At 71.4% G+C, this 22596-nt stretch carries 21 protein-coding genes; 16 read left to right on the forward strand and 5 right to left on the reverse strand.

The annotated features are described in order from the left end of the window. Nucleotides 1-26: 26 nt before the first annotated feature. Nucleotides 27-3068: a sacsin N-terminal ATP-binding-like domain-containing protein gene (locus ACIBH1_RS30780; protein WP_397317457.1), complete on the forward strand. Its 3042-nt coding sequence runs from the start codon at nucleotides 27-29 to the stop codon at nucleotides 3066-3068. A gap of 127 nt (nucleotides 3069-3195) precedes the next feature. On the opposite strand, the gene ACIBH1_RS30785 is transcribed toward ACIBH1_RS30780, so the two are convergent. Next, a complete protein-coding gene (locus tag ACIBH1_RS30785) occupies nucleotides 3196-4665 on the reverse strand; it encodes an alpha/beta fold hydrolase (protein WP_397317458.1) in 1470 nt (489 codons plus the stop codon). Between the two features lie 69 nt (nucleotides 4666-4734). After that, the gene (locus ACIBH1_RS30790; protein WP_397317459.1) at nucleotides 4735-4947 is read right to left on the reverse strand and encodes a DUF2530 domain-containing protein; all 213 of its coding nucleotides are present in this window, start codon (nucleotides 4945-4947) and stop codon (nucleotides 4735-4737) included. 69 nt (nucleotides 4948-5016) lie between these two features. Here ACIBH1_RS30790 and ACIBH1_RS30795 point away from each other — a divergent pair, with 69 nt between their 5' ends. Together ACIBH1_RS30795 and ACIBH1_RS30800 are read left to right on the forward strand one after the other, a co-directional pair. Continuing rightward, nucleotides 5017-6489: an NCS2 family permease gene (locus ACIBH1_RS30795; protein ID WP_397317460.1), complete on the forward strand. Its 1473-nt coding sequence runs from the start codon at nucleotides 5017-5019 to the stop codon at nucleotides 6487-6489. Nucleotides 6490-6559: 70 nt separating this feature from the next. Next, entirely contained in the window at nucleotides 6560-7576 is a 1017-nt protein-coding gene (locus tag ACIBH1_RS30800; protein ID WP_397317461.1) for a fatty acid desaturase family protein, read from the forward strand. On the opposite strand, the gene ACIBH1_RS30805 is transcribed toward ACIBH1_RS30800, so the two are convergent. Beyond that, nucleotides 7566-8078 carry a DM13 domain-containing protein gene (locus tag ACIBH1_RS30805; RefSeq protein WP_397317462.1) on the reverse strand — a complete coding sequence of 171 codons (513 nt, stop codon included), beginning with the start codon at nucleotides 8076-8078 and terminating at the stop codon, nucleotides 7566-7568. The genes ACIBH1_RS30800 and ACIBH1_RS30805 overlap by 11 nt on opposite strands. Before the next feature lie 151 nt (nucleotides 8079-8229). Between ACIBH1_RS30805 and ACIBH1_RS30810 the strand changes: the two genes are divergently transcribed. The 3 genes from ACIBH1_RS30810 to thpR are packed head-to-tail and all read left to right on the forward strand — an operon-like array spanning nucleotide 8230 to nucleotide 10502. Further along, nucleotides 8230-8679 carry a MarR family winged helix-turn-helix transcriptional regulator gene (locus tag ACIBH1_RS30810; RefSeq protein WP_397317463.1) on the forward strand — a complete coding sequence of 150 codons (450 nt, stop codon included), beginning with the start codon at nucleotides 8230-8232 and terminating at the stop codon, nucleotides 8677-8679. A gap of 20 nt (nucleotides 8680-8699) precedes the next feature. Beyond that, nucleotides 8700-9929, forward strand: coding sequence for an MFS transporter (locus tag ACIBH1_RS30815; RefSeq protein ID WP_397317464.1), 1230 nt, complete (start codon nucleotides 8700-8702; stop codon nucleotides 9927-9929). 30 nt (nucleotides 9930-9959) lie between these two features. Further along, nucleotides 9960-10502: an RNA 2',3'-cyclic phosphodiesterase gene (thpR, locus tag ACIBH1_RS30820; protein WP_397317465.1), complete on the forward strand. Its 543-nt coding sequence runs from the start codon at nucleotides 9960-9962 to the stop codon at nucleotides 10500-10502. Nucleotides 10503-10742: 240 nt separating this feature from the next. On the opposite strand, the gene ACIBH1_RS30825 is transcribed toward thpR, so the two are convergent. Then, on the reverse strand, nucleotides 10743-11711 hold the full coding sequence (locus tag ACIBH1_RS30825) for an aldo/keto reductase (protein ID WP_397317466.1): 969 nt from the start codon (nucleotides 11709-11711) through the stop codon (nucleotides 10743-10745). Between the two features lie 76 nt (nucleotides 11712-11787). On the opposite strand from ACIBH1_RS30825, the gene ACIBH1_RS30830 reads away from it, so the two are divergent. Continuing rightward, nucleotides 11788-13101 (forward strand): MATE family efflux transporter, encoded by a 1314-nt coding sequence (locus ACIBH1_RS30830; RefSeq protein ID WP_397317467.1) that lies wholly within the window; start codon nucleotides 11788-11790, stop codon nucleotides 13099-13101. A gap of 397 nt (nucleotides 13102-13498) precedes the next feature. Beyond that, the gene (locus ACIBH1_RS30835; protein WP_397317468.1) at nucleotides 13499-14152 is read left to right on the forward strand and encodes a response regulator; all 654 of its coding nucleotides are present in this window, start codon (nucleotides 13499-13501) and stop codon (nucleotides 14150-14152) included. Nucleotides 14153-14156: 4 nt separating this feature from the next. Here the strand turns inward: ACIBH1_RS30835 and ACIBH1_RS30840 are convergent, their stop codons facing one another. Continuing rightward, complete coding sequence (locus ACIBH1_RS30840) at nucleotides 14157-15437, reverse strand: sensor histidine kinase (RefSeq protein WP_397317469.1); 1281 nt, start codon at nucleotides 15435-15437, stop codon at nucleotides 14157-14159. 109 nt (nucleotides 15438-15546) lie between these two features. On the opposite strand from ACIBH1_RS30840, the gene ACIBH1_RS30845 reads away from it, so the two are divergent. The 8 genes from ACIBH1_RS30845 (at nucleotide 15547) to ACIBH1_RS30880 (ending at nucleotide 22498) form a co-directional block, all read left to right on the forward strand. Further along, nucleotides 15547-16272 (forward strand): ABC transporter ATP-binding protein, encoded by a 726-nt coding sequence (locus ACIBH1_RS30845; protein WP_397317470.1) that lies wholly within the window; start codon nucleotides 15547-15549, stop codon nucleotides 16270-16272. A 5-nt stretch (nucleotides 16273-16277) separates the two neighbouring features. Continuing rightward, the gene (locus ACIBH1_RS30850) at nucleotides 16278-16952 is read left to right on the forward strand and encodes an ABC transporter permease (RefSeq protein WP_397317471.1); all 675 of its coding nucleotides are present in this window, start codon (nucleotides 16278-16280) and stop codon (nucleotides 16950-16952) included. Next, entirely contained in the window at nucleotides 16949-17650 is a 702-nt protein-coding gene (locus tag ACIBH1_RS30855; protein WP_397317472.1) for an ABC transporter permease, read from the forward strand. The genes ACIBH1_RS30850 and ACIBH1_RS30855 overlap by 4 nt, the downstream gene beginning before the upstream one ends. A gap of 71 nt (nucleotides 17651-17721) precedes the next feature. Beyond that, nucleotides 17722-18594 carry an ABC transporter ATP-binding protein gene (locus ACIBH1_RS30860; protein ID WP_397317473.1) on the forward strand — a complete coding sequence of 291 codons (873 nt, stop codon included), beginning with the start codon at nucleotides 17722-17724 and terminating at the stop codon, nucleotides 18592-18594. After that, nucleotides 18594-19307 (forward strand): ABC transporter permease, encoded by a 714-nt coding sequence (locus ACIBH1_RS30865; protein ID WP_397317474.1) that lies wholly within the window; start codon nucleotides 18594-18596, stop codon nucleotides 19305-19307. Before ACIBH1_RS30860 ends, ACIBH1_RS30865 begins: the two co-directional genes overlap by 1 nt. After that, the gene (locus ACIBH1_RS30870) at nucleotides 19307-20368 is read left to right on the forward strand and encodes a sensor histidine kinase (RefSeq protein ID WP_397317475.1); all 1062 of its coding nucleotides are present in this window, start codon (nucleotides 19307-19309) and stop codon (nucleotides 20366-20368) included. The genes ACIBH1_RS30865 and ACIBH1_RS30870 overlap by 1 nt, the downstream gene beginning before the upstream one ends. Continuing rightward, nucleotides 20365-20970, forward strand: coding sequence for a response regulator transcription factor (locus ACIBH1_RS30875; protein WP_397317476.1), 606 nt, complete (start codon nucleotides 20365-20367; stop codon nucleotides 20968-20970). Before ACIBH1_RS30870 ends, ACIBH1_RS30875 begins: the two co-directional genes overlap by 4 nt. Before the next feature lie 502 nt (nucleotides 20971-21472). After that, nucleotides 21473-22498 (forward strand): hypothetical protein, encoded by a 1026-nt coding sequence (locus tag ACIBH1_RS30880; protein WP_397317648.1) that lies wholly within the window; start codon nucleotides 21473-21475, stop codon nucleotides 22496-22498. Nucleotides 22499-22596 lie beyond the last annotated feature (98 nt).

The raw sequence follows: 22596 nt of genomic DNA on the forward strand, positions 1-22596 counted from the left end.
GGGGCCGCTAACCTACCGACCTTGTGATGGATGACATCTTCGGCACAGATCGCATGCGGACCGCCGTGCTGGCGGCCTGGAAGGCTTCACCCGCCCGGTTCCGCGAGGACGCCAACGCCGAGGAAGACTTCGCGCTCGGCGGCTACCGCGATCGATTGATCGTCGAGCTGGCGCAGAACGCCGCCGACTCCGCGCTGCGGGCCGGCAAGCCCGGCGTGCTGCGGTTGTCGTTGCGCGACAACGTGCTGTTCGCCGCCAACACGGGCGCGCCCCTCGACGCCGCCGGCGTCGAGGGCCTGTCGACGCTGCGGGTGTCGGCCAAGCGCGACGACGCCGGGGCCGTGGGCCGGTTCGGCGTCGGGTTCGCGGCCGTCGTGTCGGTCTCCGACTCCCCGGCCATCGGCTCGCGCGGGGCCGCGGGCGTGCGATGGTCTCGCTCCGAGACGGCCGACGCCGTGGCCGCCGTCCCCGAGCTGGCCGGGCATCTGGCCGACCGCGGCGGGCACGTGCCGCTGCTGCGCCTGCCGTACATCACCGAGACCCTGCCGGTGCCCGACGGCTTCGACACCCTCGTACGGCTGCCGCTGCGCGACGCCCAGGCGGCCGAGGCGGTGCGGCGGATGCTCGACGAGGCGAGCCCGGCGCTGCTGCTGGGCATGCCCGCGCTGACCCGCATCGAGATCGAGCTCGACGGGCAGGAGCGCGTCGTGGAGCCCGGCTCCTGGCAGGTGTGGTCGGAGTCGGGTGAGTTCACCGCCGGGCAGGTGGCCGAGCTGTTCGCCGACCGGCCGACCGAAGAGCGCGCCAGGCCGTACTGGTCGATCAGGTGGGCGGTGCCCGCCGAGGTCGACGGCGCCCTGGAGGGCAGGAGCCTGGGAGCGGGCACGCGGGCGCTGGCCCTGCCGTCGAGCGTGCGGGCCGTCGTGCACGCGCCGACCCCCTCCGACGAGCCGCTCGACCTGCCCGCGCTGCTGATCGCCTCCTTCCCGATGGCCACCGACCGCCGCCACGTCGCGAAGGGGCCGCTCACCGACTTCCTGGTCGAGCGCGCCGCCGAGGCCTACGTACGGCTGGTCCAGGACCTGCCGCGCACCCCGCGCCTGCTCGACCTCGTGCCCGCGCTGATGGGCAAGGGCGAGCTCGACGCGATGATCCGCCGCGCGATCCTGCGCAGGCTGCCCGACGCCCCGTTCCTGCCCGCGCTGTCGGCGCCCGCCCCAGCCGTGCAGACGCCGACCTTCGCCGACTCCGCGCTCTACGACCCCGACGCCGGGTGGACCGTCGAACACCCCGTGCGCGAGCAGGGCGAAGACGGCTGGGTCGTCACCGGCCGCGAGGCCGCCGTGGTGCCCGGCTCCGCCGAACTGCTGCAACGGATCGCCGAGATCGTGCCGGGCCTGCTGCCCGCGGGCTGGCCGTCCAGGCACCCGGCGCTCGCGACGCTGGGCGTGCGCCAGGTCGGCCTGGCCGACGTGGTCGACCTGCTGTCGGGCGAGGCCGTCGAGGGCCGCGAGCCGTCGTGGTGGCGCGAGCTCTACGACGTGCTGCCCGCCGACGACCCCGAGTCGCTCGGCGCGCTGCCGGTGCCGCTGGCCGACGGCCGCCTCGTGCGCGGACCGCGCGGCACGCTGATGCTGAGCGGCAGCCTCGACCTGGGCCCGCTCGGCCTGCGCATCGTGCATCCCGACGCGGCGCATCCGCTGCTGCTGCGGCTGGGCTCCGCCGAGGCCACCCCGCGCACGGTCCTGGAGGACCCGGTCACCAAGGCGGCGGTGTCGGAATCGCTCGACAACCCCGACCACGAGGAGATCGCGCGGGCCGTGCTGGCGCTGGTCGACGCGGCCGGACTGGCCGCGGGCGAGTTGCCGTGGCTGGCCGAGCTCGCGCTGCGCGGCGCCGACGGCGACCTCTACTCCGCCGGCGACCTGCTCCTGCCGGGCGGCGCGCTGTCGGCGATCCTCGAAGAGGGGCCCCTCGCCGACGACGAGCTCGTCTCCAGGTACGGCTCGCGGGCGCTGGTCGCCGCCGGAGTCCTCGACGGGTTCGCGGTGGTCAACGACTCCGACGTCCTGCTCGACCCCGACGACTGCGACCACGACCTCGACGGCGAGGACGACTGGCTCGACGACGTCCTCGACGTCCTCGACAGCGACCTGCCGCCGGTCGCGCCCGAGTTCACCGCGGTGCGCGACCTGGAACTGGTCGCCGACTGGCCCGCGGCGCTCGCGCTGCTGACCAGGCCGCCGCTGCGGGGCGCGCTGATGCCGCTGCGGGTGCAGGGGGCCGAGGTGCCGTCGTACACCGCGTGGTGGCTGGCCGAGCACCCCGTGCTCGACGGGAGGCGGCCGCGCCGGCTTCGCCTGCCCGGCGCCGACCCGCTGCTCCACGGGCTGTACGGCGACGCGCCCGCGGGCCTCGACGAGGCGGCGCTGGCGATGATCGGCGTGCGCACCACCCTGGCGTCCCTGCTGGAGTCGCACGGCGGGCCAGAAGAGCTGCTGGAGCGCATGGCCGACCCGGCCGTCGAACTCGACCGGGCGCAGCTGCGCGGGCTGTGGATGGCGCTGGCCGGGGTCGACCCGTCGCGGGTGTCGCCGCCCGAGCGCGTGCGCGCCGTGCGCGACGGCGTGATCGTGGTGGCCGACGCCGAGGACGCGGTGGTCGTGGAGGCGCCCGACCTGCTCCAGCTGGTGGCCGACCGGCCGCTGGTGCTGGCGCCCTTCGACCTGGCCGAGGCGCTGTCCGAACTGCTCGACCTGCCGCTGGCGGGGGAGCTGGCCACCGGCGAGGTGACCTCGTCAGGGGCGGAGGAGCAGGTGCCCGCGCAGGTGCGCTCGCTGCTGCCCGCCGCTCCCGCGACCTACGTGCTGCACGAGAAGCTGCTGGTCGACGGGGTGGAGTGCGCGTGGAGGTTCTTCGACGGGAAGGTGCACTGCACCGGCATCGAGGGGCTGGCGCGCGGGCTGGCGTGGGCGACGGGGCAGTGGGGTGACCGGCTCGCGGTGGCGGCGCTGCTGCGCGACCCCGACGCGGTGCCGCTGCTGCTGGCGGAGGCCGATCTGTCGTAGGGCTCCGTGACGTGACGGCGCGGCCGATTTGTCGTAGGGCTCCGTACCCTGTCGGCCGGGGTCGATCTTGTTGTAGGGCATGAGACGGTGCCCGGGCCTTTCCGGCCCGGGCACGCGTCGTCGGGGGTCAGGAGGCCGGGCAGGTGGCGTTCTGCTGGGGGACCTCGCCCTTGAGCAGGTAGGCGTCGATGGCGCGCGTCACGCAGCTGCTCCCGCTGAGGTAGGCGCCGTGCCCCTCACCCTCGTAGGTGAGCAGCACACCGGTCTTGAGCTGGGCGACGAGCTTGGGAGCCCACTCGTACGGCGTGGCGGGGTCGCCCTTGCCGCCCACCACCACGATGGGCGCGGAACCGGTGGCGTCGATGCGCTTGGCCTCGTCGCTGCCCTTGGCCGGCCAGTGGCGGCAGATCGAGCCCAGCCCGCCGGAGGCGACCAGCGGGAAGATCTTCTCCGTGGCCTGCTCGACCCGGTCGACACTGGCCTCGTCGGGCCGCTCCGAGCTGTCGAGGCAGCTGATCGCGGGCATGCTGGCCATCATCGTCGAGTAGGTGCCGTCGGGCTTGCGTCCGGTGTAGGAGTCGGCGAGCAGGAGCAGCATGGTGCCGTCCCCCTGCTGGGCGGCGGTCACGCCCTGCTCCAGCAGCGGCCAGGTCTGCTTGGCGTAGAGGGCGGCGAAGATGCCGGTGCTGGCCAGGTCGGCGGTGAGCTCGCGGTCCTTGACCTTGAGCGGCTTGGTCTCGAGCTTGTCGATCAGCTTGTCGACGGCCGACTCGACGTCGCCGCCGAGCTTGCAGGCGCGGGCGGCGCAGTCCTTCTCGAAGGCTTCGAAGGCCTGCTTGAATCCCTTGGTCTGGGCGATGGCGCGCTCTTCGAAGGTGACGGTGGGGTCGAGGGCGGCGTCGAGGACGAAGCGGCCCACTTTTTCCGGATATTTCGTCGCATAGACGGCGCCGAGGTGCGTGCCGTACGAGATCCCGAAGTAGTTGAGCTTGTCATCGCCCACCGCCACCCGGATCTGCTCCAGGTCCTGGGCGGCGTTGACGGTGCCGAGGTGGGGCAGGACCTTGGCCGAGTCCTTCTGGCAGTCGGCGACGAACTGCTCGGCCATCTTGTCGTCGTCCTCGAAGCTCTCGCTGACGTACTTCTCGGTGTCGCCGCACTTGACCGGGGCGCTGCGGTCGACGCCGCGCGGGTCGAAGCTGACCAGGTCGTAGCTGGAGTTCAGTCCGGCGAACAGGGCCTTGGCCAGCGGAAGGGTGTCGATGCCCGAGCCGCCGGGGCCGCCGAAGTTGAAGACCAGCGAGCCCTGCTTGGTGCCGGTGGCCTTGATGCGGACCAGCGCCAGATCGATCTTCTGGCCGCCCTGGGCGGCGTAGTCAAGGGGCACCGGGAGCTTGGCGCACTCCATGCCGGGATCGTTGATGGTCTTGCCGTCGGGGCCCTGGACGTCGGTGCAAGGAGCCCATGCGATCGCGCTGGTCGGCGCGGGGGTGCTGGTGCTGCCACCCTTCTGGGCCTGCTTGGGCGGCGGCGTCTGCGTGCTGCAGGCGGCCAGGGCGAGCGCGCAGAGGATCGTGGTGGTCAGCGTTTTCTTCATGCTTTAAGCATGGTTGATCCGGCGTTGACCCATGTAGTGGTGGAAAACAGGAGTTCCGTATGACAGGTGTCAACTACGCCGGAACGTGCGGACGAACCAGATGCCGAACAGTCCGCCGACGATGCCGGCCACGCAGGTCCAGACCCACCACTGCTGCGCGGGGGCGGGCGGGAAGATCAACAGCGCCACCAGGGCGATCGCCCACGCGGCGGTGCCGACCCAGATCGTCGCCTGGTCGTTGGTCTCGATCGGCTCGGGATCCGGATGCCATTGCTTCTCCACGGCATCAACACTATCTCGATCCGATCACCGGACCTTTCGCACGATCAGCCGCCCTGTCACTCTTCGCGCGTGAAATTTGTTAATCCTCGTGGCGGTTCGTCCACGAACTCCGGTCTTGACGGATTCTTCTCGATCTCCGAGCGTGGCTCGACGGTCTCCCGCGAGATCCGCGGCGGACTGGCCACCTTCTTCACGATGGCCTACATCGTGGTGCTCAACCCCCTCATCCTGGGCTTCGGCAAGGACGCCGACGGGCAGGTCCTGGGCGACGGCTCGGCGCCCAACATCCCGATGATCGCCGCGGCGACCGCGTTCGTGGCGGGTGTGCTGACCATCCTCATGGGACTGGTGGCCCGCGCGCCCTTCGCCATCGCGGCCGGCCTCGGCCTCAACGCCTTCGTGGCCTTCGGCATCGCCACGGACATGTCCTGGGAAGACGCCATGGGCCTGGTGGTGCTGGAGGGCATCATCATCGCCGTCCTGGTGCTGACCGGATTCCGCATGGCGGTCTTCCAGGCGATCCCCGCCCAGCTGAAGACCGCGATCAGCGTGGGCATCGGCCTGTTCATCGCCCTGATCGGCTTCGTCGACTCGGGCTTCGTGCGCGGCAACGCCGCCCCGCCGCTGACCATGGGCATCGCCGGCGAGATCATCAGCTGGCCGATGTTCGTCTTCGTGGTCGGCCTGCTCACGACCATCGTGCTGCTGGTGCGCAAGGTCAAGGGCGCGATCCTCATCGGCATTGTGAGCGCGACCATCCTCGCGATCGTCGTCGAGGCGCTCGCCAACGTCGGCCCCGCCACCCTGGCCGACGGCACCAAGAACCCGGCCGGCTGGCAGCTGAACGTGCCGACCTTCGGCGACGTCTTCGGCCTGCCCGACCTGTCGCTGCTCGGCCAGTTCAGCCTCTTCGGCGGCATCGGCAAGGTCGGCGTGCTGGCCGCCGTGCTGCTGGTCTTCACGCTGCTGATCACCGACTTCTTCGACACCATGGGCACCGTCGTCGGCGTCGGCACCCAGGCCGGGCTGGTCAGGGAGGACGGCACGCTGCCGCGCACCCGCGAGATCCTCTTCGTCGACTCGATCGCCGCCGCCGCGGGTGGCGCGGGCTCGGTCTCCTCCAACACCACCTACGTGGAGTCGGCCGCCGGTGTCGGCGAGGGCGCGCGCACCGGTCTGGCCAGCGTGATCACCGGTCTGCTGTTCCTGCTGGCGACCTTCCTGTCGCCGCTGGTCTCCGTCGTGCCGTACGAGGCGGCGGCTCCGGCGCTGGTCGTGGTCGGTTTCCTGATGATGACCTCGGTCAAGAGCATCGAGTGGGACGACTTCGAGATCTCCATCCCGGCCTTCCTCACCATCGTGCTCATGCCGTTCACCTACTCCATCGCCAACGGCATCGGCGCGGGCTTCGTCAGCTATGTGCTGATCAAGGCCGTGCGCGGCAAGGCCCGCGAGGTGCACCCGCTCCTGTGGGTCGTGGCGGCGCTGTTCGCCCTCTACTTCGCGCTCGGCCCCGTCAAGGTCCTGCTCGGCCTTCAGTAGGGCGGGCACTACCGCGATTGCGGGGGCGCGCGGGGTTTACCCGGTCTGCCGTGATCGCCACACTTGTGCGGTGACTCACGGTAGCGATTTCGCCCGCCTGTCCCGCGTGATCCAGGACGCCGGTCTGCTCGACCGGCGTCCTGCGTATTACGCCCTGCGGCTGTCCCTGGTCGCCCTCGCCTTCGCAGGCGGCTGGGCGGCCTTCGTGTCGCTCGGCGACTCCTGGTGGCAACTCCTCGTCGCCATCGTCCTGGCCATCGCCTTCGCCCAAGTGGCGCTGATCGCCCACGACCTGGCGCACCGGCAGGTGTTCCGTACCCGGCGGGCGTCGGCCGTGGCCGGACGCATCGCCGGCAACCTCGGTGTGGGCATGAGCTACGGCTGGTGGATGGACAAGCACACCCGCCACCACGCCAACCCCAACCACGAGGACCACGATCCCGACGTCGACCCGTCGCTGCTGGTGTGGTCGGAGGACCAGGCCGCGCGGGCGGGCGGGCTGTCGCGCTTCATCGCCAAGTGGGAGGCCTACCTGTTCTTCCCCCTGCTGACCCTGGAGGCCTGGAACCTGCACGTCTCCAGCGTCCGCGCGCTGTCCAGGCTGCGGGATCGCCGCCTGGAGACCGTGCTGCTGCTCGCCCACTTCGTCTGGTACTTCGCCCTGGTCTTCACCGTGCTGCCCGCGGGCAAGGCGATCGTCTTCGTGCTCGTGCAGAAGGCGGTGTTCGGCGTCTACCTGGGCTGCACGTTCGCGCCCAACCACAAGGGCATGCCGGTGCTCACCGGGGCCGACTCCTACGACTACCTGCGCAAGCAGGTGCTCACCTCGCGCAACGTGCGCGGCGGCAGGTTCATCGACGTCCTGCTCGGCGGGCTGAACTACCAGATCGAGCACCACCTGTTCCCGAGCATGCCCACGCCCAACCTGCGCAAGGCCCAGCCGCTCGTGCGCGCCCACTGCGACGCTCTGGGCATCTCCTACGCGGAGGCGGGCCTGTTCGAGTCGTACGGCATAGCGCTGCGCCACATGCACGCCATCGGAGCGCGGCTGCGCGCCAAGCCCGCCTCGGAACCCGTCATGCGGTGACGAGGGAGGCCGCGCCGAAGGAGACCTTGAAGCGTTTGCACCAGATGGTGACGCTGGTGAAGCGGTCGAGGTCGGCGGAGGCGGGGATGGCGTAGTTGGCGTTGCCCTTGTTCCCCTTGAGCTCGCCCAGCTCCAGCCATCTCCCGTCGTCGAGGTTGAACCAGCTGCCGGTCACGGGCTGGTCGCTGAGCCATACCCGCAGGTCGGGGCCGTCGGAGGTGCGCAGGTTCTCGATGCGCAGGACGCGGCTGCCGTCGGGCAGGCGCAGGACGCGTGCTTCACCGCTCGTGCTGTGTTCGTGCGAGCGGAAGGCGCCGGTGGCCAGCACCTCGGTGCTGGGGGCGGGTTTCGCGGCGGGTTTCGTGGTCGCCGAGGTGGTCGTCGGCGCGCTCGTGGGCAGGGCCTCGTCGACCTCGACGGTGGTGAACAGCCGCCACGGCTGGAACAGGTAGAGTCCGACGCTCACCACGACGACGAGCCCGGCCAGCAGGAGTCTCTTCATGCCCTCAGGATCCAACGTGAGCGAAGTCATGTGATTACGTGCTGCTTACGGCTTCACGCGAGGGCCCGGAGTGGGTATCAAATGGTGAGACATATCCGAATCTAAGGGGAATATGCGTGGCAGTTGTGATAGTTAGCAAGGGTAATGACTCATGCTAACGAATCCCCCAAAGTTGGACCTGCGCAGCGACGCAGGCCTGGCTTCGGCTTTGCGCGTGTCGCTCGCAAGGCTGACCAGGCGACTTCGACGACAGGCAGCGGCACACTCCCTGACACCTACGCAGTTCGCGACGCTGGCCGCCGTGGAGCGGCATCCCGGGATCTCGCCCGGAGAGCTGGCCGAGCTCGAGAAGGTGCAGCCCCCATCGATGACACGGGTGATCGGGGCGCTCGAGGAGCGCGGGTTGGTCGCGCGCACACCGCACCCAACCGACCGGCGTCAGGTGACCGTGAGCGTGACCGCGCAGGGCGAGGCCTTGTTGAAGGAGGAGCGCAGGCTGAAGGAAGCCTGGCTGACGCAACGGTTGAAGGAGCTGACTCCCGAGGAGCGGGCGGTTCTGCGACAGGCCGCGCCGATTCTGGAGAAGCTCAGCAAGATCTAGGCGAACATATCGAGACCGGAATGTTCCGGTCTCTCAAGATCTTCAACTACCGCCTGTTCGCCATCGGCAGCGTGATCTCCAACGTCGGTGGCTGGATGCAGCGTACAGCCCAGGACTGGCTGGTCCTGGACCTGACCAACGGCAGCGGCGTGGCGCTGGGAACGGCGACCGCGCTGCAGTTCGCCCCGATGGTGATCTTCGGGATGTTCGGCGGGATGATGGCCGACCGCTACCCCAAGCGGCAGCTGCTCATCGTCGCCCAGGCGCTCATGGCCGTGCTGGCCCTCGCCATGGGTGTGCTCGCCGTCACCGGCACCGCCCAGGTCTGGCACGTCTACGTCATGGCCCTCGTGCTCGGCCTGATCTCCTGCGCCGAGGTGCCCACGCGCCAGGCGTTCGTGGTCGAGATGGTCGGCCGCAGAGACCTGCCCAATGCCATCGCGCTGAACGCCTCCAGCTTCAACCTCGCCCGCGTCGTGGGCCCGGCGGTCGCCGGTGTGCTCATGTTCGCCATGGAGGCCGGGCCGATCTTCCTGCTCAACGCGCTGACGTTCGCCGGAGTGATCTCCAGCCTCGTCTTCATGCGCAAGACCGAGCTGAACCCGGCCGAGCCGGTGCCCAGGGCCAAGGGGCAGCTGCGAGAAGGCCTTCGCTACGTGCTGGCCAACGAGGCGCTGCTCTTCCCCGTGCTGCTCATCGGCTTCGTGTCGATGTTCGCCCAGGCGTTCATGACCTCGATCGCGCTGATGGCCCGCGAGGTCTTCGGCTCGGGCGCGTCGTCGTTCGGACTCGCCTCGACGATGTTCGCCGTCGGAGCGCTCGGTGGAGCCCTGCTGGCCGCCCGCCGTACCCGCCCGTCGCGCAAGCTCCTGTACGGCGGAGCCGTGTCGTTCGGTGTGGCCACCGCCGTGGCGGGGCTGATGCCGTCGTACGCGCTCTACCTGGCAGTGCTGGTCCCCGCGGGCGTCGCGCTGATCACGGTCAACACCGCCGCGAACGCCAGCGTGCAGCTGGCCACCTCGCCTGAGATGCGCGGCCGGGTCATGGGCATCTACTTCCTGGCCTTCACCGCGGGCGCACCCGTCGGGGCCTGGATGCTGGGCTGGCTGTCGGAGCTGGCGAGCCCCCGCGTGGGCGTCGTCCTGGCCGGATCGCTGGTGCTCGTTGGCACCGGGCTGGCCGTACTGCTGAGCAAGATCATCGGGGCCCGGGTGCATCGCCCGGCCCTCGCCGCCGCCGTCGGAGCATGAGTCGACCCGGGCGGGGTTAACGTGGCAGCCGTGAGACTGTTCGCCGCGCTGATCCCGCCCGAGGATGTTCTCGACGAGGTCGAGCGGGCCGTCGCGCCGTTCTCCGGCCGGGTGCCGGGGCTACGCTGGCCCGCCCGCGAGACCTGGCACGTCACCCTGGGATTCTTCGGCGAGGTGCCGGACCGGGCGCTGCCGGACCTGCAGACACGGCTCGCGCGCGCCGTGTCCAGGCACCAGGCCCTCGACGTGGCCTTCGCGGGCTTCGGGGCCTTCTCGTCGCCTCGCCGGGCCAGGGTGCTGTGGACGGGGATGACCGGCGACCCCGCGCACCGGCTGGCCGACTCGGTCAAGGCCGGGGCGCGGCGCGCGGGGGCCGTGCAGACCGACGACAAGCGGCTCCACGCCCACCTCACGCTCGCCCGCTCCAAGGCCGAGCAGGACCTGCGGCCGCTGATCGAGGCGCTCGGACCGTTCGCGGGCTCGCCGTGGCGGGCGTCCGAGGTGCATTTGGTGCGTAGTCACCTGGGGCCGCCGCTCAGGTACGAGTCACTGGCATCCTGGGCGCTCGGCTAGGCTCCCTTGCGTGGATCGTCCTCGTCCTTGGCTGCTGCCCCTCGTGCTCGGCCTCCTGCTCGTGATCGTCGTCCTCGGCGCCGTCCTGACGTGAGCCGTACGGCCCCGCGGTCGTGGTCACGTGCGAGCCTCCCTGGCTGCCACGGGCACCTGCTGTCCTGGTCGCCGCGGGCATGCGCCGTCCTGGCGTGAGCCGTACGACCCGTTGTGCGGCCGTACGGCGGAGCCAGGACCTCGGTTTCACCAGGCGTAGTCCTCGGGTGCCGTGCGGTGCCCCGGGAAGATCTCGTCGAGCTGGGCCAGCGCCGACTCGTCGAGGTCGATCTCCAGCGTCCGCAGCGCGCCGTCGAGCTGCTCCAGCGTGCGCGGCCCGATGATCGGCGCCACCACCGCCCGCTGCTTGAGCAGCCACGCCAGTGCCACGAAGGCCGGCTCCTCGCCGAGCTCGTCGCAGAGCTTCTCGTAGCGCTCGATCTTGTCGCGGTGCTTCTCCAGCTGCTTGACCATGTGGTCGGCGGCGGAGCGCCCCTTGTCGATCTTGCGCAGCACGCCGCCGAGGAGGCCGCCGGCCAGCGGGCTCCACGGGATGACGCCGATGCCGAAGTCCTCGCACGCCGGCAGGAGCTCCAGCTCCGGGGTGCGGGTGAGCAGGTTGAAGTGGGTCTGCTCGGAGACGAGACCGAACAGGCCGCGGCGCTCGGCGTACGACTGCGACTTGGCGATGTGCCAGCCGGCGTAGTTCGACGAACCCGCGTAGATGATCTTGCCCTGCCGGCGCAGCACCTCGATCGCCTCCCACCACTCGTCCAGCGGGGTCGTGCGGTCGATGTGGTGTGCCTGGTAGATGTCGATGTAGTCGGTCTGCAGCCGCTTGAGCGAGGCCTCGCAGGCGCGGCGGATGTGCAGCGCCGACTGCAGGCCGTCGTTCGGCCACTCGCTCATCCGGCCGTTGAACTTGGTGGCGATCACCGTCTTCTCGCGGCGCTCGCCACCCTGGGCGAACCAGCGGCCGACGATGTTCTCGGTGATTCCCTCGCCCATCTTCCAGCCGTAGACGTCGGCCGTGTCGAAGAAGTTGATCCCGACCTCAAGGGCCCGGTCCATGATGGCGAACGAGTCGTCCTCCGTCGTCTGCGGCCCGAAGTTCATCGTGCCGAGGCAGAGAGGGCTGACCTTGAGTCCGCTTCGTCCGAGATTCACATAGTCCATAACCCTCCAGCCTAAGCACCTGGAGTGAACTCCAGGCGAGCGCATTTCGTCGGTGGCGTGTGGTGGACTTGCCCCCGTGCCTTTCCGCCCCCTCCTGAGCTCCGCGGTCCCCCTCTTCCTGTCCATGATCACCTCGATGGTGGGCGGGGTGGTCTTCACGATCGCCCTGGGCCACCACGCCACCGAGTCGCTCGCGGCCTTCGCGCTGTCCATGGCCGTGCTCGGCCCGGCGACGGCGGCCGTGGCGGGGTCGTTGCGCGGCATGGTGCCGTTCATCGCGCCGCACCGGGCCGACCCGGCCGCCGCCCTGCCGATCCTGCGCGACGCCCGCTGGCTCACCCTGACGGTCGGCACCGTGGGCGCGGCCCTGGTGGCCTGCGTCCCCCTGATCGCGCGCGTGAGCGGCGCGCCCGCCGAGGTCGTCGACGCCATGGGCGCGCTCCCGTGGTTGCTGGCGCTCTACGTCCTGGTCTTCGCCTCCAGCGGAGGGGCCAACTCCGTCCTGATCGCGCTGGGCCGCAGCAGGCAGGTGCTCTGGTCCAGCCTGACCGGCACCGTTGTCGACATCGTGCTCACCTTCGCCCTGGTCCCCGTGATGGGCCCCGCGGGAGCGGGCCTGGCCATGGTGGTGTCAGCGATGGCGAGCATCCAGGTGTCGGTCCTCTGCCTGCGCAGGGTGCCGGGCCTGGGCGGCCTCTCGCAGTGGCCGGGGCGGCCGCGCGTGGCCGAGATCGTCAAGCTGGCGCGGGTGGGGCTGCCGCTGGCGGGCACGATCCTCATCAAGTTCGGCGTGCTGGCCGTGGTGACCTATGCCGCGGCGCGCACCGGGCTCATCGGGGCCGCGGCGCACGCGGTGCTCAACTCCGCGATCGGGCTGCTGTTCCTCGCCGCGCTCGCCGTCGCCCAGGCGAGCGTGCCCGAGGTGGCCAGGGCCACGACCACGGCCGAGGTGCGCAGGGTCAACCGGGCGGCGCTCATCCTCGGCCTGTCGGGCGCGGGGCTCGGCGGGTCGGTGCTGCTGCTGTTCGGGGAGTGGATCTTCCGGCTGTTCACGCCTGACGTCGCGGTGCAGGCGCTGGCGCTGTCGCTGGTGCCGTTGCTCGTGGTCTCCACGCTGGCCGACGCGGCCCAGGCGGTCATGGGGTTCGGGCTGGCGGGGCTCAAACGGTCGAGCTGGAGCCTCGCGGCCTTCGCAGTGGCCTACGGTGTGCTGGCGGTGGCGGCGCACCCGGTGGCGGCTACGTGGGGGCTGACGGGGTTGTGGGTGGCGTTGATCGGCAACAACGTGGCGCTGGTGGTGCTGCAGGGCTCGGGGTTCCTACGGCACAGCGCCCGGCTGGGCGGACGCGAGGCTGCTACGACGACGTCCGTGCCCGCCACGACCGCCTGAGCCGACGACGGCCTCCGTGCCCGCCACGACCGCCTGAGCCGGCTCCGTGACCACGGCTGGGTGAGCCAGTTCCGTGACCACGACTACCTGAGCCGGTTCCGTGACCACGACCGGCCGCCGGGGCCATGGCGGCCCGGGGCGGTGCGTGACCGTGGTCGCCCCGAGGCGTGGTGCCGTGATCCCGGCCGCCTGGGCAGGCGTCGCGTCTGCGGCCCCCGGCTCAGGTGCCGTGACCACGGCCCCCGGGCTCAGGTGCCGTGACCACGGCGCCCGGCTCAGGTGCCGTGACCGCGCGGCCGCATGAGTCGGTGTCGTGGGGTGGCCGAGCCGGCTCCTCCTGCGTGGGGTGGCTGCGTTGGCTCCTGCGCTGGGGCGGGTGGGGAGTTAGCTTGGCAGCATGACCGAGGTGATCCGCGTCCTCCTCGTCGACGACGACCCCCTGGTGTGCGCCGGGCTGCGGCTGATGCTGCGCGGGGCGGCCGACATCGAGGTGGTCGGTGAGGCGGCCGACGGTGCCGACGTGCCCGACGCGGTGCAGCGGCTGCGTCCAGATGTGGTCCTCATGGACATCCGCATGCCGTACCTCGACGGGATCGCCGCCACCAGGGCGCTGGCCGCGCGGAAGGGGCCGTCGGTGATCGTGCTGACCACGTTCGACGCCGACGCGACGGTGCTCGACGCCCTGCGCGCGGGCGCCGCCGGGTTCCTGGTCAAGCACACCCCGCCCGAGAAGATCGTCGAAGCCGTACGGCAGGCGGCGGCGGGCGAGCCGGTGCTGTCGCCCGGTGTCGCGCGCAGTCTCATCTCGCACGTCGCGACCGGCGCCGATTCGCGCACCCTGCGTGCCAGGGAACGTTTCGGCAAGCTGTCGGAGCGTGAGCAGGAGGTGGCGCGGGCGGTCGCGGAGGGCCTGTCCAACGCCGAGATCGCCGAGCGCCTCTACCTGTCGGTGGGCGCGGTCAAGGTGCACATCTCCAGCTCGCTGGCCAAGCTGGGGCTGGCCAACCGCATCCAGCTGGCCGTCCTGGCGCACGACGCCATCGCGGAGTGAGGTCTCACCAGGGGAGGTGGGCGGTGAGGACGAACTGTCCGCCGCTGATGCCGTGTTCCAGGGTGCCGTTCTCGAGGTGGAGGCGCTCGGCGAGGCCGACCAGGCCGTAGCCGCTGCCGGGCTCGCCGTCGGGGCGGGGGGTGGCGGGGCCGGGGGTGACGGGGTTGGAGACGCGGACGCGCAGGCCGGTGCCCTCGGTGGCGTCGAGCCGTACGGTCACGGCGGCGCCCGGCGCGTGCTTGCGGGCGTTGGTGAGGGCTTCCTGGACGACGCGGTAGGCGGTGCGTTGCGCGGAGGGGCGGAGCCCGTCGAGGGGGCCGGAGCTGGTCACGTGGACGGGCTGACCGGCAGCGCGCGCCTCGGCGACGAGCCGGTCGAGCCCCGACGGCCGCGAGGGCGCCTGCTCGGGGCGGGGGAGGTCGCTGTGGTGAGCATCATCGCCCCGAGGAACGGCAGGGGCGGTGCCGGGGGAGTCGGGGCGGGGTGGGTCGGTGCGCAGGATCGACAGCACCTCGCCGAGCTCGTCGAGGGCCAGGCGTGCGTTGGTCTGGATGACCTGCACCGCCTCGTCCACCTCCGCCGTCTCCAGCGGCGGCGCCTGGCCGTCGCCCGCGCGGGCCGTACGGTAGGCGAGGGCGCCGGCGTGCACGCTGAGCAGCGAGATGCGGTGCGCCAGCACGTCGTGCATCTCGCGCGCCAGCTGCTCGCGCTCGGCGCGCCGGGTCTCGGCCAGCCGCACGAGGTGTTCGCGTTCGCGGACCCTGGCCTCGCGCCGGATGCTGTCCATGGTGAGCCGGTTGGCGCGCACGACGAGGCCCAGGGTGAGCGGGACGAGGAAGTACATCGCCGTCCAGCCCACCACGGCCATGCGGGACATGCCGGGCGGCTCGGCGAAGAGCGCGTAGTAGCTGGCGATGAGCAGGTACAGGGCGGTGAACGCGCAGGCGCGTGACCAGTGCCGGTGCGTGGCCACGGTCAGCAGGGCGACTGTGGCCGCGCCGAGGCTGGAGGCGGCCACGACCAGGCACGGAGCGAGCGCGAGGGCGAGCGCCACGGGGGCGCGCCTGCGCCACCAGAGCGCCAGGCAGGCGAGGGCGCCGATCCACGGGTTGACCACCACCATCCATGGCGGCACGAAGTCGACCCCGGGAGGAGGGAAGTCCTGGTTCCCGGTGAACCACATCCAGGCGGCGAAAGCGAACACGGTGGTGTCGGCGACCCAGTCCCTGGCCGTACGGCGGGCCGTGCCTGGGGACGGCTCGCCGGGCAGGAGCCAGGGGGCCATGGTCCAGAGCCTACGTGCGGGCGCCGCGTCGCGGCTTTGGCCGGATGGCCAGGGGGCGTGGCCGGTCGGCCAGGGCAGGTGACCGGGTGGCGCGGCTGGACTGGGTGGCATGGCACGATCACCAGTCCTGGCCTGCGCGGGCCTCACGAAGAGATACGGCACGACCATCGCCGTCGACCACCTGAGCTTCACCATCGCCGAGGGCGAGACCTACGGCCTGCTGGGACCCAACGGAGCGGGCAAGACCACCGCGATCTCCATGATCGTCACCGTCGTCGACAGGGACGCGGGCGAGATCCTGGTCGACGGCCAGGAGCCCTCGACCAGGACGAAGGCGCTGATCGGTTACGTCCCGCAGGAGGTCGGCGCCTACATGGAGCTGACCGCTAGGGAGAACCTGCGCTTCTTCTCCCGGCTGTACGGCCTGCGTGACAGGTCCAGGGTGGATCGGGTCCTCGCGGCGACCGGCCTGACCGAGCGGGCCGACGAGGTGGTGTCCACGTATTCGGGCGGCATGGCCAGGCGGCTGAACATCGCCATCGGCCTGCTGAACAGCCCCAGGCTGCTGGTGCTCGACGAGCCCACGGCCGGGGTCGACCCGCAGAGCCGCAACGCCATCCTCGGCACCGTGAGCGCCCTGGCCGACGAGGGCGCGGCGGTGTTGTACACCACGCACTACATGGAGGAGGCCGAGCGCCTGTGCGACCGGGTCGGCATCCTCGACCACGGCCGCCTGATCGCCGAGGGCACTCCCGACGAGCTGCGCGAGCAGGCGGGGGAGGCGGACCTGGAGGCCGTCTTCCTGCACCTGACCGGCCGCGCGCTGCGGGACTGACCGCGATGCTGGCCATCCTGGTCAAGGACCTGAGGCAGCAGGTCAGGGACGGCTACCTGCTGATGTTCGGCCTGGTCCTGCCGCTGACGCTGACCTTCGTGCTGACGCTGGCGGGCGTGGGCCGCAGCACTGAGCTGGCCGCGGGCTCGGCCACGTTCTTCCTGTTCTTCCTGGCCTCGGGCATGTCGGGGCTGCTGGCCGAGAAGCGCAACGGCACCCTGGCCAGGCTGCTGGCCGCGCCCGTCGGCAGGCGCACGATCCTGGTGGCGAAGCTGGTCGCGGGGATGGTGCTGGCGCTGGCGTCGATGGCGGTGCTGATCCTGGCGACGAGCCTGCTGCTGGGCGCGGACTGGGGCCCGCCGCTCCAGGTCGCCGTGCTGGTGGTGGCGCTCGTGGCGGCGGCCTGCGGCTTGTCGTCGGTGGCCGCCGCGTTCGCCCGTACGGCCGAGCAGGCGATGAACCAGCAGAGCGCCCTGGCGGTGGTCCTGGGCATCGCGGGCGGCGCGCTGTTCCCGCTGCCCGATCTGGAGTGGCTGAGCCGACTCACCCCGCACCACTGGTTCCTGCGCGGCCTGGGCCCGGACGCCGAGGTGCTGGCGCCCGTGGCGGTCCTGTCGGGGATCGCGCTGGTGACCGGGTCGATCGCGCTGGCCGGAGCGAGGAGGACTCTGACGCTATGAAGATCGTCTGGATGGGCGTGGAGGGGCTGCGCCGGACCCTGCGGGTCCGCAGCAACCTGTTCTACATGGTGGTGATGCCGCTGCTGCTGGTCTACCTGCTGGGGCAGGGCAGCCGGCTCGGCGTGCAGGCCTCCTCCCTGCTGCTGATGTTCGTCTTCTTCATGCCGCTGATCATCGCGCTGGCGCTGCAGCAGGCGCTGCGGTCCGGCGTGATCGCCCGCATCAGGGCCACGCCGACCTCCACGGCCGAGATCGTGCTGGGCGAGGCGTTCGGCCAGGTCCTGATCGCGCTCTTCCAGGGCCTGGTGATCATGGTCGGCTCCAGCCTGCTGTTCGGGGCCAGGTGGGGCCATCCGGTGCCCGCCGCCGCGCTGCTGGTGCTGTTCGTCCTGGTCGGGGCGGGCGCGGCGATGCTGATCGGGTCGTCGTTCAAGGGCGAGGGCATGGTCTTCGGCCTGGCCATGGTGCTGGGGCTGGGCCTGCCGACGCTGGGCGGCAGCCTCTTCCCGCCGCTGGAACGTATGGCCGAGCCGCTGCGCACCTTCGCGCACCTGACCCCGCACGCCTGGGGGCACAAGGGCTTCACCGCCGTGTTGTCGGGCGGGAACCCGTGGCCGCCGATCGGGGTGCTGGCGGTGTTCGCGGCGGTGCTCATGGCCGCGGGGATCTGGCAGTTCCATCGCCGGGTCAGCCGGTAGGACATTTGTCCTGGCCGAGCATGGATCGACGGCTCTGCCGTACAACGGCCGGTATTTCTAGCGTTGAACTCATGATTGAGCTGAACGGGCTGACCAAGAGCTACGGCCGCGCGCGGGCCGTCGACGAGATGGACCTGACGATCGAGCGCGGCCAGACGGTCGCGCTGCTCGGGCCCAACGGAGCGGGCAAGTCCACCACCATCGGGATGATGCTCGGCCTGGTCGAACCCGACTCCGGCCAGGCGCGGGTGGCCGGGCTCGACCCCGTCCAGGCCGTACGGCAGGGCAAGGTCGGGGCGATGCTGCAGGAAGGCCGGCTCATCGAACGGGTCACCGTACGCGAGCTCGTCGGCTGCGTGGCCGGCGCCTACCCCGCGCCCATGCCGGTCGGCCACGCGCTGGAGCTGGCCGGGCTCGACGGGCTCGGCAACCGCCGGGCCGACCGGCTCTCCGGCGGGCAGGTGCAGCGGGTGCGCTTCGCGATGGCGCTCGTGGGCGACCCCGAGCTGATCGTGCTCGACGAGCCGACCGCAGCGCTCGACGTGCGCGCCAGGCAGGGGTTCTGGACCGGCATGCGGGCCTTCGCCGAGCGCGGCCGTACGGTGCTGTTCTCCACGCACTATCTGGAGGAGGCCGACGAGCAGGCCGACCGGGTGGTGGTGATCGCGCGGGGGCGGGTCATCGCCGACGGCACCAGCGCCGAGATCAAGCAGGTGGTCGGCGGCAGCACGGTCGCCGTCGACATGAAGGAGCTGACCGCGGCCGAGCTGGCCGGGCTGCCCGGCGTGGTCCAGGTCGAGATCCGCAACGAGCGGGCCAGGCTGCACACCCGCGACGCCGACGCCACGGTGATGGCGCTGGCGCGGGCGCGTGCCGTACACAACCTGGAGGTCACCGGGGTGGACCTGGAGTCGGCGTTCCTGGCCCTGACGGAGGTGGCGTGATGCTCGGCTACATCGGGCTCGAACTGCGGCGCACGGTCCGCGACGGCGGCTACATGGTCATCGCGATCACGCTGCCGGTGGCGATGTATCTGATTTTCTCCAGCCTGGGCCTCATCGACGAGGACGGCGGGCTGTACATGCTCGTCGCGATGGCGGCCTTCGGCGCGTCCGGCGCGGCCTTCAACAACGGCTCGGGGGTCGCCGAGGACGCCGCCGTGGGCTGGCTGCGTCAACTGCGGGTGACCCCGCTCGGGCCCGTGCAGGTCGTGGTGTCCAGGGCCGTGGTCGGCATGCTGGTGGTGCTGCCCGCCGTGGTGGCGGTGCTGACCGTCGGCGGCCTGGTCAAGGGCGTCGAGCTCGCCCCATGGCAGTGGTTGTCGATCGGGACGCTGCTGTGGCTCGGGGTGGCGCCGATCGTGCTGTTCGCGCTCGGCAACGGCTTCCTGCTGTCGGGCAAGGCGGCCCCGCTGGCCAACAGCGTGCTCAACCTGGCGCTGGCCATCATGGGCGGGCTCTGGCTGCCCATCTCCGACTTCCCCGGCTGGATGGCGACGCTGGCGAGCTGGACGCCGACCAACCGCTACGCCGAGCTGTCCTGGGACATCGTCCTGGGCGGCAGCCCGTCGGCCATGGCCTTCGTCGTGCTCGGCGGGTGGCTGGTGATCTTCTGCGGCTACGCGGTCTTCGGCTACCGCCGCGCTAGGTTGAGCTGATGGACTACCGCCCGCCAGACGTCAAGCCGCTGGTCGGCTTCGTCTTCCTGGGGCTGGCACCGGCCTGGGACACCGCTCTGGGCGCCTTCCAGCCGGCCTGGCTCGCCTGGACGGTGCTGGCCGTGGCGGTGGGGCTCTACGCGGCGCTGGTCCTGCTGGCCTTCGCCGGGCGGCGGCGCGATGCGCTGGCCTGCCTGATCGCGCTGGCCGCCGTCGTGGTGGGCGCGGGATTCGCGTGGGGACAGGAGTGGTTCTACCTGTTCCCCCTCGTCGGGCTGGGGTGCGCGATGACCGCGCCTCCCCGGTTGTTCAGCCGCGTCATGTTCCCGTTCGTCGCCCTGACCGGGCTGCTGGTCTGGCTCGACGGCGGCGGGCTCGGCGAGATCATGGCGTTCGGCTGGGGCACACTCGGCGCCGGAGCGGTGCTGGCCGTCATCCTCCACCTTCACGAAACCATCGCGGAGCTCAAGGCGACCCGCGAGAAACTGGCGCTGGCCGCGGTCGCCGAGGAGCGGCTGCGCTTCTCCCGCGACCTGCACGACCTGCTCGGGCACACGCTGTCGGTCATGGTCGTCAAGGCCGAGGCCGTCCGCAGGCTCGCCACCCGCGACCCCGCCGCGACAGCCGCGCAGGCCGCCGACATCGAACAACTCGGCCGCGACGCGCTGACCCAGGTGCGCGCCGCCGTCACCGGCTACCGCGGGCGCGGGCTGGCCGCCGAACTCGACTCCGCCCGCCACGCCCTCGCCGACGCGGGCATCGACGTCACCGTCACCGCCCCCGCCGTACGGCACGCGCCCGAACTCGACGCGCTCCTCGGCTGGGCCGTGCGCGAAGGCGTCACCAACGTCGTACGGCACAGCGGAGCGAAGCACTGCCTCATCCGCCTGAGCAGCGGAGAAGATGGGACCGTGCTGGAGATCCACGACGACGGCTCGGGAGCACCCGCCCACCCCTCCGGGCACGGCCTGCGCGGCCTCGCCGAACGAGTCGAGGCCGCGGGCGGCACCCTGCGCACCAGCGGCGACCACGGATTCCTGCTACGGATCGAGCTGCCGTGATCAGAGTGCTGCTGGCCGAAGACCAAGGGATGATGCGCGGCGCCCTCGCGCTGCTGCTCGGGCTCGAACCCGACATCGAGATCGTCGCCCAGATCGCGGCGGGCGACGAGGTGCTCGACGCCGCCCTCGCCGAACGGCCCGACGTGGCGCTGCTCGACATCGAGATGCCAGGACGCAGCGGACTCGACGTCGCCGCCGACCTGCGCGACCGGCTGCCCTCTTGCCAGGTGCTGATCCTGACCACCTTCGGGCGGCCGGGCTACCTCCGCCGCGCCATGGAGGCGGGGGCCGCCGGGTTCCTGGTCAAGGACGGACCCGTGGAGGAGCTCGCGCAGGCGGTCAGGAAGGTGCTGGCGGGCGAGAAGGTCATCGACCCTGCGCTCGCGGCCGCCGCGCTGAGCGCCGGGGCCAGCCCGCTCACGGACCGCGAGCGCGAGGTCCTCGCCGTGGCCGCCGACGGGGCGACGGTGGCGGACATCGCCTCGCGGTTGCACCTGTCAGAGAGCACGGTGCGCAACTATCTGAGCTCGGCGATCAGCAAGACGGGCACCCGCAACCGCATCGAGGCCGCCCGCACGGCCCGGCACAACGGCTGGCTGTGACAACGCCCCCGCCTTCCCGCCCCCGCCCGCCCACCCGCCCGCCCCTGGTCCTGCGCGGGCGGACGACCTCTGGCAGCGACCCGCCGTCGTGGGTTGAGAGGGCAAGAGGTCGTGGAGCTGAGGGCGCGATGGGCGCTCGGTCGTGGGGTTGAGGCCCCGGGTTGAGGGCGGGGGTTGAGGGCGGGGGTTGAGGGCGGGGGTTGAGGGCGGGGGTTGAGGGCGGGGGTTGAGGGCGGGGGTTGAGGGCGGGGGTTGAGGGCGCGGGCAGAGGGCGCGGGCAGAGGGCACGGCGGGCGGCGGAGTGAGGGGCGCGGACCAGGGGGCTCGGGGCGAGGGGCCCGGAAGGGCGTGGGGTCGGGGCGAGTAGCGAAAGGCTCGGCCCGAGTGGGCCCGGCGTCTCTCGCCGCCTTTGATGGTGTTCGTTGCGTTCGGGCCCGGCTGTCGAACCTCGCGCTAGCCTGGGACTGAATCGCCGTGATGGGTGAGGGGGAGCGGCGTGACGATGACCTGGCAGCCGGCGGCTGTCCTGACCCGGTTGCTCATCGCCACCGTGCTGGTCTGCCTGACGCCCATGGCCGCTCAGGCCACCACGGGCGGCGCTGACGATGATGAGGAGCGGCTGTTCACGTTCAAGGACAGGCGCATCACCGAGTCCAGCGGTCTGGCCCTTTCTCCAGGGCACGAGGGCGTCTACTACACGCACAACGACAGCTCGGCCGCGCCCGAGTTCTTCGCGGTGGGTGAGGACGGCAGGACGAAGGCGCGGTTCACGGTGCGGGGTGCGCAGGCGCGTGATTGGGAGGCGATGGCGGCCTCGACCGATCCGGAGACGGGTCGCGGGGTGTTGTGGTTCGCCGACATCGGCGACAACCTCGATGGCGCCTGGCCCGATGTGTCGGTCTATCGGGTGATGGAGCCGGCCGTGTTGAAGGACGCGGTGGTGTCTGCGACGCGGTTCCGCTTCCGCTACGAGGATGGTGGGCGTAACGCCGAGGGGATCATGGTGCACCCGAGGACCGGCCGGTTGTATGTGGTGTCCAAGGAGTTCTCCGGTGGGGTCTACGCCGCGCCCAGGCGGTTGCGGGCCGATCGGTCGAATGTGCTGCGGCGGGTGGCCGGCGCGCCGTTGATGGCGACGGATGCGGCGTACGCGCCTGACGGCAACAGTTATGTGGTGCGGACCTACTTTTCCGCCACGATCTTCGACGCCGAAGGGGAGAGGATCACCCAGGTGTCGATGCCGCAGTTGGAGCAGGCGGAGTCGATCGCGTTCACGCGTGACGGCAAGGGGCTGTTGACGGGGACCGAGGGGCCGGCGAGTCCGGTGTACAGGGTGCCGGTGCCCGAGCGGGCGTTGCCGGAGGCGTCGGCGAGTTCGCCCGTGCCGGTGGTGACGCAGCCCGCGCAGGCGGCGGCGGACACGCCGGTGCAGCGGGCGAGCTTGTCGATCGGGGGCGTGCTGACCTGGGTGGCGGCGGCCGTGGGGGCGATCGGGGTCATCGTGTTCCTGGCGCGCCGGACACGCTGACGCCCGGACACGCTGGCGTGCGCTGGGGTGGTCACCCGTTGAAGTGCTTAGGGCGAATTGAGCACGAATCCTCAAGCGCCCTGCAATGATCGTGCGAC

The organism is Nonomuraea sp. NPDC050663, assembly GCF_044456985.1.
Lineage (GTDB): Bacteria > Actinomycetota > Actinomycetes > Streptosporangiales > Streptosporangiaceae > Nonomuraea.